Below are 12,097 nucleotides of genomic sequence, written 5' to 3' on the forward strand. Positions count from 1 at the left end.
GATGAAGAGTAAAATTTTAATGTATCTATTTATTTTTTCAGTGTTATTACTCATTTTTCAATATGTCAATTCAAAAAATATTATTGATAAATATGAGAAAGACATCGTTACTGTGAAAGCGAAACTTGCTGAAAGTGAGAAGGCTCAAAAAACTTTAGAAGAGCAAAATTTTGAATTAAGTTATTTTGATATCGACAGAAATGAAGATGCCTTATCTTATTTTGAAGCGCAAGGTTATGATACGTCAGAACTTATTCCTGCCATCATAGAAGGGTTGTATAATATGAATGATTACGAAGGTGACGATCATCCGATTGTGCCATATGTATCCACAACAAGTTCTAAATTATTGATTAATAAAGTCCGTGTGATGAACCACAAATGGATTGTCGCGAACTTTACTGATGGTAATTTCTGGGGCGAAATTTTTGTAACCTATTCTATTGATGAAAATAACGACCTTAAGTATAAATTGGTAGAGTACTTTTTGTATCCTACGATTAATTAAATAGAAGTAAAATTCTATTCTTTTATGCACCTAATTCCATAGAGGTTTAACGTTTATATAAAAGTCTATTGTTTTATAAAGCGACTCCAGAGAAGTCGTACCTCAAGATTAAGTGAATTAACCAAGAAACAGATAAAATTCCTTTTTAGTGGTGATGATGTCGCTCTATGGTTTTAGAAAATGTTGAATGCGTGCTGCATTCTTAGTACTTCAAAAATTAGATATTCTTAACCAACCAAGTTTTTAAATCAAAGAAATTCTGAGGAGCAACACCATGTCCAACTGGATATTCTGAATAGACATGATTGATATTTAAGTTATTCAAAAACAAAGGAGCTTTTTGAGCCCAGTCCGCAGGAATCACTTGATCTACGGAACCATGAGAACAAAAGAAATTTAAATGCGAAACAGCACTTTGTTCAATAGATTCTGGAAGTATATCTTCATTGATGTAGCCACTTAAGGCGACAATGTTTTTTACTTTTTCAGGATAAGATAAGGCTACAGCATAACTTAAAATAGTTCCTTGACTAAAACCCAGAAGGGTAACGTTTTTAGAATCTACGTTATACGTATTACAAGCATAATCGATAAATTCAGCGATCAGATTTACGGATTGCTTGGCTTGTTCATTATCACTCCATTTGCCTTTTTCGGCATCAAAATTAATAGCGTACCACGCATTTCCACTTGGTTGCATTCGGTAAGGCGCTCGTAAAGAAATAATCATTAAATCCTCTGGTAATTCTGAAGCAAATGAAAACAAATCATTCTCATCACTGCCATAACCGTGGCACATAATTAGTAAGGGAGCGTTTTCTTTAAGAGTGGACGGTTTTGAAATATAATGTAGTTGCGACATGTTTATTGACCAATAGATTTAAATAATTTTTGAAACAGATCTCCAAGAAGCGGAATTTTATTGGTTTGTCTGGAAACAGCACCAAAAATGCCATATATAAAAAGTACTGAAAAGAAAATCCAAAAGGAGTAGGTGACCATCCAGCTATCAAAAGAGCCAACAACATAGCCAATGGCAAAGTATAATATCCATAAGCCAAGCCCTTGTCTTATATGAAAACTGATAAACGGATTACGTTTATCTTGATTCATAAAAAAAGCTATCAAAACGCCAATTAAGGTAAGGTAAGCGACGACTCCAAGGGTTTTTCCGTCTTCAACAGTATGCTCATTCATTATTTTAAAACAATTTTATTATTAGAAATGATACCATAAGTTTCACCTTTAAGTGTGTATCCTAAAAATGCACTATTCTTAGAACGCGATAAAATAGTTGCAGTGCTAAATTCGAAAGTGTTATCTGGATTAAACAATGTTAAATCTGCCATAGCATCTGCTTTTATTGATGTTTCGGTAACACCAAATCGAGATTTTCCTTGGGTTAAAAGGCTTATGGTTTTTTTAGTTGTAAAGAGTGTTTGTAAAGCACCAAAAGCCGATTCTAAACCAATAGTGCCATATTCAGCATAATCGAATTCAATTTTTTTGTGTTCATTATCAATAGGATTATGATCTGTGGTCACCATATCAATCGTGCCATCTTTTAAACCTTCAATTAACGCATCACAATCTGTTTGCGTTCTTAAAGGTGGTAGCACTTTGTAATTGGTATCAAAGTTGTGTAATACATCGTCTGTAAAAACTAAATTATGAATGGCAACACTACAAGTAACATCGAGTTTCTTGGCTTTTGCTGCTCTAATTAATTTTACAGATTTTGCAGTAGAGATGGTTGGTATGTGAAGTTTACCTTCCGTATATTCTAATAAAAACAAATCTCTGGCGACTTGCAATTCTTCTGCTAAAGCCGGATTTCCTTTTAAACCAAGCTTGGTACTATTAATATGCTCATTAGCAACACCAAGTCCTGAAATTCGAGATTCTTGAGGAAAAGAACAGACCAAGCCATCAAAATTACTAGCGTATTGCAACGCTATTTTCATTAAATTAGGATTGGAAATCGGTTGCTGGTAATCGTAAAAGGCAATTGCTCCTGCGTTAGTCATATCAAATAACTCAGCTAAATCTTTGCCTTCACTCAATTTTGTCAATGCACCAATAGGATAGAGGCTTACCGCATGATCTTGCGCTTTAGATTTTACAAAGGTAATATCTGCGTAACTATCAATAACAGGATTTGAATTGGCATTGAGTGCCACAGCAGTAAAACCAGAATGCGCAGCGGTTTTTAAACCATTACTTATCGTCTCACGTTCTTCGTAACCTGGTTCACCAAAAGAAACGCTACTATCAAACCAACCTTGCGATACATGCAAGTTGTCTCGTTTAATCTCTTTAAATTTTTTGGGATTGGGAATCTGTTTAGCGATCTTGGAAATACGCCCTTTTTCAATTAAAATATCAACCGTTTCATTGTGAAAATCACTTTTAGAATCAACGATGGTGGCAGATTTTATGAGTGCGTTCATTTTTGGTTTTATCTAGTTATTGAGTTATTCTATTACTAAGTTATTCAGGTACTCTTAATAACGCATTAACCTAATAACTTTTTTAAAAATTTCTATTTCAAAAATTTTAAAAGCAGCATTTCAATAATTAAAAATACTAATGCAAAAATAACAAACCATTTCCACAGCGCATTAACATTTGTGTTACTTTTTATGGTATTAATGGCTTCGGCTAAACTTGAATCGATTGATGCGTCTTTTAGTGTATTTAAGTCGTAATAATTAAGACTGCTTTCAGTTCTGTTATAATTAAAACTTAAATTTTGAAGTACATTTTCTTTATTCTTCACCTTAAGAATACCAGCCGTGTTCGGGAAATCTTCGGTTTCTAAAACAACAGATTTGCTATACGTTTTTTGAAGCGGAATCACAGAAGTCTCGTCAGCATCTAAAGTTAAAATATCATCTTGCCCAATAGTGGTTTGAATCGCAATGGTATTTGGCTGACCAATGGTATAATACAGTTGAGACAATTTTAAACTCTGTAAACCCATGTTATACAATACAGGAATTATTAATTGCGAATTTTTAAAGTTTGAATTATCCGCATTTAAAGCTGAAGAAAACACGTAAGTATTGGTGTTTCCAACTAAAAAAGGTGAACCATCTTCATACGATAAAACGTTGTTTGAATTAGAAGCAAAACGATACGATTTGTTAGCCTTCGGATATTGAAAATTGGTGACTTTGGAATAAAAAGCATTCGCTAAAAGCGGATGATTGTAGTTGATACTCGTAATGCGTTTTTCTGTTGTATTTTGAGTATTGAATACGTTAATATTCAAGTCTCTAAATATTTGATTATAAGAATTTAAATCAATTTCATTTGATGGAATTATTAAAAGGCGACCACCATCATTTTTAAACGCAATTAAGGCTGTTTTAAGTGCGTTAGAAATTTGATCTAATTCATTTAAGACAATGAGATTCTGTTCAGGAATTAAATTGAAATTAAGTGCATTTAATTTGAAACTTTTAAAGTCGAATTCATCATCTGTATAAACCCGATTTAAGAACGCATCATCAGCAGTTTCATTAATCGCTAAAACTTTAATTTTTGGTTTCGAATTGATATTGAAATAGAAGGCATTGTCGTATTGTAAACCCACATCATCAATCATTAACTTCCCATTAATAATTGTGTTATTCGGAATTGTAAATGTAGTTTCTGCGTCATTTTCAATATCAACAGCACTTTTGGTGAGTAATATCTCGTCATTAAAAAGCGAAATTGAAACGTTTTCAGTGTTATCTAACGTACTTGATAATTTCACATTTAAGTCTAACGTTTCTGCGGTTGCGTTAGAGACGTAAATACTATCAATACTAATATTTGAGACTATGGTTGATTTTGGTTGTACTAATTTTAATTGTACAGTAGAATCTGCTTCAAAATTTAATAGGTTTCCTTTTTGTTGAAAATCAGACACTAAAACTAAGTTACGTGTTGCAGCACCTTGGTTAGAAAATAGCTGTTTCCCTTTTAAATAAACCGCATCGTAATTCAATTGTGTTGGTGAATGCGATAATTGAATTAAATCGTTTTTTAAAGCCTTAACCGTCGTGTTTCTAAAGGTAGCATCGTTTGTAAATAAACTAATCGATTCAGCTTCGGGTAAAGTGTTTATAATATCTTGAATGGCTTCATTAAGCAAAGTGCCATTGCTACCCTTAGCTTGCATGCTAAAAGAATTATCTAAATAAATAACAGTTTCTTGAGCTTCGTTAAAGTCTTCAGTATTTGGAATAAAAGGTTGTGCAAAAGCGATTATTGCGCAGGCTAAAAGAAGTATGCGTGTTAAAAGCGTGATCCACTTTTTTAATTGCGAACTTTTACGGGTTTGAAGTTTAACAGATTTTAAAAACTTAACATTGGTAAATTCAACTTTCTGAAAGCGTCTGAGTTGAAATAAATGTATCAGAATAGGAACAATCAGCAAAAAAAGGGCATAAAGTAATTCGGGATTTTTGAATTGCATTGCTGTTGTTTGTTTTTTTACAGACCTTTTAGGTTTTTAAAACCTGAAAAGTTTTTTATAAGGTCAAATATATAGAATACAATCACATTACATCCTTTCGCTTTTGAGAAATTTAACAGAAAAAGAAATAATCAATCATAGATTGCATTTTTTGAGTTTCAAAATACTGCATAATCTCTTTTTGAGCGTTTGTATTAGCAACCGTTACAATACTTTGAGGATGCTTTAATTGCGACAAATAATCAAAATTTAAAAGTTTTTGATCGTAGATGTGTTTTCCTATTTTTTTTGGGTTATCACAAATCCAATAAAACGGAATGTCTTGCTTTAAAAGTATTTTGGCTAAGGTTTTGCCTTTGTGTCCTGCTCCCCAAATAGCTAGTGGTCGCGATGCATCATAATTCAACTCTAAAAAATAAGATACTTTAAGATCTAGAAATGAATTTTCGGCATAATGCTCGTGTGTTCTAGAGGTTCGTGTGCTATAATCGCGCCAATGTAAAAGGATTTTATCACAAGGGATACATGTATAATTTGCTTTGTAAAATCGGAAGGCTAAATCGTAATCTTCAGGATAAACATTAGAGTTAAACCCATGGCAAGCGTCAAAATCGTTACGATGCAGCATCCAACAAGGCGATGGAATGACACACTCTTTGTAAATTTCAGAATAATTTGTACCATTTACGGTGAGCGCATTTAACCAATGCTCGTAACGTGCAAATCCATCGCTAAGTCCATCGGCTCTAAAGTATTTTACTTGTCCTACAGCAAGATGTTTTAGACCATAGGTTTCAAGACTCGTAAGCATGGTTTCAAGCCGGATTGGTGTCATTAAATCATCACTATCCATTCTTGTAACATAGTCACCAATGCTATGTTTGTAGGCTGTTTTTAGTGCATTAATAATGCCGTTAGATTCATTTTTATAAAGTTGAATCCGAGCATCTTGGTTAGTATAATTTTCAATAATAGAGTAAGAGCTATCATTAGAATGGTCATCTATAAAAATAGCTTCCCAATTGGTGTAGCTTTGGTCTAATATGGATGCGACACAGTCAGAAATAAAAGCTTCTGTGTTTTTAAAAGGGACTAAAATGCTAACGAGAGGTTGCGCCATACTGCGAATTTAACAAAACCTTTAGGTTTTTAATACTTACAGATTGTAGATTTGCGAATCTAAAAAAATTAAAAACAATAACATGAAGAATTATTTTGCCATACTTGGCTTAAGTGTCATTTTAGTAGGTTGTGGATCTGCAAAACCAAAGGTTGATGATTTAGCCGTTAATAATCCAATTTTAACAGCGTTAGATTTAATAGCGGTTAACAATGATCGTGTACCTGTAACTATTAATCCAGGTCGTTTTACTACTGAAACTGTAACGTACAGATTGCCAAGAGTGGTGCAAGGTACCTATTCGGTAAGTGATTTTGGAAAATATGTGGATGAGTTTAAGGCACTCGATTATGATGGCAACGAATTAGCTGTAACCAAGGTAGATACCAATACATGGACAATTGCTAATGCCACTAAATTAGACAAGTTACAGTACTATGTTAATGATACTTTCGATATTGAAACATCAGGTGGAATAGGAGGTGAACAACCATTTTCACCAGCGGGAACTAATATTGAAGAAGATAATTTTGTGTTGAATCTTCACGGATTTATTGGTTATTTCGATTCGTTAAAAAACAATCAATATGCTTTAGATGTGATTGCACCAGCAACGTTTAAAAGAACATCTGCTTTAGAAGATAAAGGGATAAAATCTAGTGAAGATGGCACAACAATCACAAGCAGTTATTTTGCACAACGTTATTTTGATATTACTGATAACCCAATGATGTATGGTAAGCTCGATGTTGAAGAGTTCATGGTTGGTGATATTAAAATTGTGTTAAGTCTTTACTCACCAACAGGCAAGCATACGGCTGCAAGTTTAAAGGAGACCGTTTTTAAAATGATGGAAGCGCAGAAAAATTATTTAGGTGATGTTGATAGTACACCACGTTACGATATTTATGTGTATTTATCTCGAGGTGACGAAACGTCTCCAAAAGGATTTGGTGCTTTAGAACACCACACATCTACCGTTGTTGTATTTTCTGAAAACAGCAGCTTAGAAGGACTTAAAGCGTCTATGATCGATGTTGTAGCACACGAGTTTTTTCATATTGTAACGCCTTTGTCTGTGCATTCTGAAGACGTTCACTATTTTGATTATAACAAACCAACATTCTCTAAACATTTATGGATGTATGAAGGTGTTACAGAATATTTTGCGCAACATTTTCAGGTTTATGAAGGTTTGGTAGATGAAAACCAGTTTTACAATACCATTATGTCTAAGATAGCAACTTCTAAGCGTTTAGACGATGCCATGAGTTTTACTATTATGAGTGAAAACGTGTTGGATGATCCTTATGCAGATCAATATTATAATGTATATATGAAAGGTGCTTTAATTGGTATGTGTATCGATATTTTAATGCGAAAAGAAAGCGATGGTAACAGAAGTATGTTATCACTGATGAAAGAATTATCTGCAAAATATGGTAAAGAAAAGCCGTTTGTAGATGATAATCTTATTACTGAAATTACGGCTATGACGTATCCAAGCGTTGGCGAATTCCTTAAAACACATGTGGAAGGAGATGTGCCAATCAATTATAATGACTTTTTTGCCATGGTAGGTTTAACTAAAGGTGAAACTGAAGTAGAAACCAACTATATTTTCGCTGGTGGACAAAATATTATTTTTGATGGAGACCAAGAAAAAGGAACGATTTTCTTTTCACCTATGGCTCTAAAGAATTCATTTTGGAAATCTCAGGGTGTTGAAGTTGGCGATGTTATTAAGAAAGTGAATGGAACAGATTTAACCATGGCAAATGCACAGCAAGTTGTTGGTGGCATGTTTGGATGGCAAGAAGGACAAGAAATTACAATGGATTTAGAGCGTAATGGCGAACCAATTGTTATAAAAACAACGTTAACCAAAGCAACGGCAACAAGCGAATCAATCGTAGCAGACGAAAATGCAACAGAAGCTCAAAAAGCAGTGAGAGCGGCTTGGTTGAAAGGCTAAGCAATAGGTTATAAAAGGTATAAAAAAAGGCTTCCGATTCGGAGGTCTTTTTTATGTGGAGTAACTCGTGAAAAATACAATAATAGTAAATATGCTTATCGATCTAAACAATTCAAACAAGTTAACAGATGACAAAATTGAAAAGGAACAATTCGTTAGAAATAGAGATGGTTTTAGTGCGATATAATAGCAGTTATATAAATCTAACCTAATAACCTAATAACAAAACTAATACTTAGCCGATTTCCCCTCAGGAAGCGAATGTGCAATAAACTCGCGTAAATCCTCATTAGATGTAATCAGGTCTTCGTTTCGTAAGTACATCATATGGCCACTTCTATAACCTTTAAAGGAAAAGCGATCTTTCATTTTACCACTAGGATCAATTTGCCATTGCGAGTATTTTGCCGAAAAATAGGTGGTAGCACCATCGTAATAACCAGATTGCGTTAAGACTTTTAGATACGGATTTTGTGCCATGGCTTGTCTTAAATTTTCTCTTGTATTGTCATTGGTTCTATCCCAATTACCAACATTGCCAAAAACGTTGTATTTAACGTCTGTTTTAAAGCCTAATTCATTTTGAATGTAATAATTGATGGCAGGAGTAAACGAATGCAACCAAGAAGATAATTCTGCACTGTAATCTGGACTTACACCAGTGTCGACCTTGTCAATACCGATGTATCTCGAATCTAATCGTCCAATTGTTTCACCAGTTTTATTACGAAGTAATTCTTTCCAGAAAAAGCGATTCGGAACGTCTAAATTTTGTTGTAAAATAACGTTTTCATTTAAGCCAGAATAGTAACTCATTTGCTTAGCAATTACATTCTTTTCAGCATCTGAAATAAATCCACCTTTTGCAAGGGCTGGCATTAAGGCAGTAATAGCAAAATCTTCAGCTTCAGGTAAAATATCTAATAAATCTTTATTTTGAAGCGCTGGAGGCAGCATGTTATGATACCAAGCGGCAGCGGTATAATATGGTAAATTTAAACTCGAAGCTAAAGGACCACCAACACGAAGCACCTTATAATCTGCAGGTGATACTAAAATAACACCATTAAGATACATCCATTGGTTATTTTGAAGCTCTAACGATAAACCCATCACACGTGTACCGCCATAACTTTCGCCAATGATGTATTTTGGAGATTCCCATCGGTTATGCCTTGTGGTAAAGGTATTCATCCAACTTGCTAAATATTTAATATCCGCATTGATACCAAAAAAGAGGGTATCATCTGGTAGTTTACCATCCTTGTCAGCTACTTTACGTGAGTAACCTGTATTTACAGGATTAATAAACACAATATCAGCAACATCTAAAATAGAATTTGGGTTATCCTTTATACCATAAGGTTGCACAGGATAGCCTTCATCATCAATTTTTAAAATTTTTGGACCAGTGTAGGCAATATGCATCCAAACGGAAGCTGAGCCTGGACCACCATTAAATGAATAGATTATTGGTCGGTTGTTAGCTTTGCTATCATTGGTGCGTTTGTAGTAGGTATAATATAATGAGGCAATCATTTTACCGTTGTCATCCCAAACAGGTTGGAATCCAGTTTCCGCTTGGTAGTTGACTTGTTTTCCTTTTATGGTGACAGAACTCGTGCTCACAATAGTTGTATCCACAGGGATTTTTAGATCTTGCGAAAAACAGAACGAGAAGCAGAACGAAAGTAGACATGCGAAGTTAAATTTCATAAGTTATAATTTAGGTGGTTTTAATTGTCTTTTGTTTCTAGAGTTTTCCAATCATCGTAAGATAGTACACCGTTTTCAGGTTTGGGTGTTCCTTCTAAAATACCGATAAATTCTAAATCGTGTCCATCTGGATCGCTAAAATAGATCGCTACGGAAGGCATCCAAGCAAAAACCATAGGCTGTTTAGAACCATCATTGAGGAAATTCCAGAAATTTAAATTGTGTTTTTTAAGGAAATTGATAGACTCATTTAAGATCCAATCAGGTTCACATTGAAACGCAAAATGTCTAATGTCAATCTCTTCTTTTGGCTTTTCCCAAAGACCTAACATTTGTTGTTTTGGTGTTCCAATCCAAAAAAAGGCTGTGCGTCGCGCATCGTTAATTCGGCATTGCTCTAAGCCTAAAATGTTGCTATAAAAATCTACAGAACGCTCCAAGTCCTCAACAAATAAATGGGTTTCGTAAAGGCCTTTAATTTTTGGTTTCATAGGTTCGTTTTAAGTATTGAAATTATATAAAATAATTCAAGCGTTCTTAATATGATTGTTATTGACTTCGAATATGCTTAGTCAATAGACAATCATTCGCACAACCGTTTATTCTAGATTTTAAAGATAAGAAATTTAAAACCCCTCAAAAACACCTAACCCAAATAAAGCAAAATCATATTTTACAGGATCTTTTGGATCTAAACGACGTAAGGCTTTATCTAGTTCAGCTAAGGCTTTGCCATCATTTTGTTTGCGTTTTAACAAACCTAACTTACGAGCCACGTTGCCAGAATGCACATCTAAAGGACAACTTAATTTGGATGGTGAAATGGATGTCCAAATTCCAAAATCAACACCGTTATTATCGTTTCTAACCATCCAACGGAGAAACATGTTAATCCGTTTGGCTGCAGAATTTTTTAGTGGATCACTGACATGTTTTTTGGTGCGATCTAAATGGTCTATTTCAAAGAATACGTTTTTAAACTCATGAATACTTTGTTGTAAAGAATCATGTTTTGCATGCTTTGCAAAAACCGCTTCTAAGCCATTGTGATTGGTGTAAATATGCTGTAAGCTTTTAATAAACTGAATAAAGTCATAACCGTTAAAGGTGCGATGCACAAAAGGTGTTAGTTTCTCTAAATCTGAATCTTGGTGCTGCATAATAAACTCAAAAGGGGAGTGGTCTAATAGAGCCATCATTTTGTTGGCATTATTGATAATGCTTTTCCGATTTCCCCAAGCGATGGTCGCAGATAAAAAACCTGCAATTTCAATATCTTCTTTTTTAGAAAATTGATGTGGTATCTGAATAGGATCACTTTCTATAAATTTGGGATGGTTATAGAGGATGACTTTTTCGTCTAGGAAATCTTTAAGTTCTGCTTTTTTAAGTTTCAATGCTAAATGTTGTTTTGAAAAAGTAAAAATAAGGCAAGTTTTTTGGAAATTGGCTTTGTTCTTTATTCTGATGTTTTTTGGCTAGAAAAGCTTCTAATGAATTGCCAGTTTCGAGTATGAATTGAAACATTTCAAAAGAATAATTTAGTTCTGTTGTATTAACTGCTGTTTCAGCTTAATACTGTAGTTTTAAAAATAATTCCATTATTAATAAGGAGAATCAAAACCTTAGTTGTTATATCATAAAGGTGGCATGATAGTTCCATCAAGCTATTTTCAAAATTTAGTGTAATTAGAAAATAGAATCAGATATTAAAGTTAAAAAAAAATAAGGGTTTAAGTTGATTACTTTGTTAGTGGAAAAGTGGCTTGGGTAAAACCAAGTCACTTTTTTTTTCAACTTATTTCACCGCAATCATACTTATTTCAACATTTACAAACTTAGGTAAGTTAGCAACTTCAACAGTTTCTCTCGCAGGTGCGGTAGCTTCATCAAAGTATTGACCATAGACCTCATTGATTTGCTTAAAGTTGTGCATGTCACTTATAAAGATGGAGGTTTTAAATACATTTTCAAAAGTCATGTCAGCAGCAGCTAAAACGGCTTTCATATTTTCCATTACTTGTTTAGTTTCGGTTTTAATATCATCTAAAACCAATTCCATCGTTTCAGGATGCAAAGCAATTTGTCCAGAAGTATAAAGCATATTACCAACTAAAACGGCTTGGTTATATGGTCCAATTGGCGCTGGAGCTTTTGTAGTGTTTATTATTTTTTTCATTTTTATGCTGAACTAGTTTCAGTATCTATTTCTTCAAAAAACTGAAATATTATTAGTAATTATAATCTCAAATTTAAACTATTTTCTTCAAATAAAATGCGCAGCAAAGCGCAGAAAAAATAAATTTATAG

The 12,097-nt window shown here is 33.7% G+C and carries 11 protein-coding genes; 2 read left to right on the plus strand and 9 right to left on the minus strand.

The genetic code is table 11. The annotated features are described in order from the left end of the window. The first annotated feature begins 1 nt into the window (after nucleotide 1). Nucleotides 2-508: a hydrolase gene (locus tag AB8B52_RS00195; protein WP_406024036.1), complete on the plus strand. Its 507-nt coding sequence runs from the start codon at nucleotides 2-4 to the stop codon at nucleotides 506-508. Between the two features lie 217 nt (nucleotides 509-725). Here AB8B52_RS00195 and AB8B52_RS00200 read toward each other — a convergent pair whose 3' ends face one another. The 5 genes from AB8B52_RS00200 to AB8B52_RS00220 form a co-directional block, all read right to left on the minus strand. Next, the gene (locus AB8B52_RS00200) at nucleotides 726-1,370 is read right to left on the minus strand and encodes an alpha/beta hydrolase (protein ID WP_406024038.1); all 645 of its coding nucleotides are present in this window, start codon (nucleotides 1,368-1,370) and stop codon (nucleotides 726-728) included. A 2-nt stretch (nucleotides 1,371-1,372) separates the two neighbouring features. Next, nucleotides 1,373-1,705: a hypothetical protein gene (locus tag AB8B52_RS00205; protein WP_406024040.1), complete on the minus strand. Its 333-nt coding sequence runs from the start codon at nucleotides 1,703-1,705 to the stop codon at nucleotides 1,373-1,375. Next, complete coding sequence (locus tag AB8B52_RS00210) at nucleotides 1,705-2,958, minus strand: dihydroorotase (protein WP_406024042.1); 1,254 nt, start codon at nucleotides 2,956-2,958, stop codon at nucleotides 1,705-1,707. Before AB8B52_RS00210 ends, AB8B52_RS00205 begins: the two co-directional genes overlap by 1 nt. Nucleotides 2,959-3,050: 92 nt before the next feature. Beyond that, nucleotides 3,051-4,976, minus strand: coding sequence for a BatA domain-containing protein (locus AB8B52_RS00215; RefSeq protein WP_406024044.1), 1,926 nt, complete (start codon nucleotides 4,974-4,976; stop codon nucleotides 3,051-3,053). Between the two features lie 112 nt (nucleotides 4,977-5,088). Continuing rightward, nucleotides 5,089-6,096, minus strand: coding sequence for a glycosyltransferase family 2 protein (locus tag AB8B52_RS00220; RefSeq protein ID WP_406024046.1), 1,008 nt, complete (start codon nucleotides 6,094-6,096; stop codon nucleotides 5,089-5,091). A gap of 82 nt (nucleotides 6,097-6,178) precedes the next feature. Between AB8B52_RS00220 and AB8B52_RS00225 the strand changes: the two genes are divergently transcribed. Further along, complete coding sequence (locus AB8B52_RS00225) at nucleotides 6,179-8,071, plus strand: peptidase M61 (RefSeq protein WP_406024048.1); 1,893 nt, start codon at nucleotides 6,179-6,181, stop codon at nucleotides 8,069-8,071. 228 nt (nucleotides 8,072-8,299) lie between these two features. Here the strand turns inward: AB8B52_RS00225 and AB8B52_RS00230 are convergent, their stop codons facing one another. From AB8B52_RS00230 to AB8B52_RS00245, 4 genes are all read right to left on the minus strand, one after another. After that, on the minus strand, nucleotides 8,300-9,787 hold the full coding sequence (locus AB8B52_RS00230) for a S10 family peptidase (RefSeq protein ID WP_406024050.1): 1,488 nt from the start codon (nucleotides 9,785-9,787) through the stop codon (nucleotides 8,300-8,302). Between the two features lie 20 nt (nucleotides 9,788-9,807). Then, complete coding sequence (locus AB8B52_RS00235) at nucleotides 9,808-10,278, minus strand: VOC family protein (RefSeq protein WP_406024052.1); 471 nt, start codon at nucleotides 10,276-10,278, stop codon at nucleotides 9,808-9,810. Nucleotides 10,279-10,413: 135 nt separating this feature from the next. Next, nucleotides 10,414-11,184, minus strand: coding sequence for a TIGR02757 family protein (locus AB8B52_RS00240; protein WP_406024054.1), 771 nt, complete (start codon nucleotides 11,182-11,184; stop codon nucleotides 10,414-10,416). 401 nt (nucleotides 11,185-11,585) lie between these two features. Then, nucleotides 11,586-11,966 carry a RidA family protein gene (locus tag AB8B52_RS00245; protein ID WP_406024056.1) on the minus strand — a complete coding sequence of 127 codons (381 nt, stop codon included), beginning with the start codon at nucleotides 11,964-11,966 and terminating at the stop codon, nucleotides 11,586-11,588. Nucleotides 11,967-12,097: the final 131 nt, after the last annotated feature.

Source organism: Winogradskyella sp. (assembly GCF_045105575.1).
In the GTDB taxonomy this organism is placed as follows: Bacteria; Bacteroidota; Bacteroidia; order Flavobacteriales; family Flavobacteriaceae; genus Winogradskyella.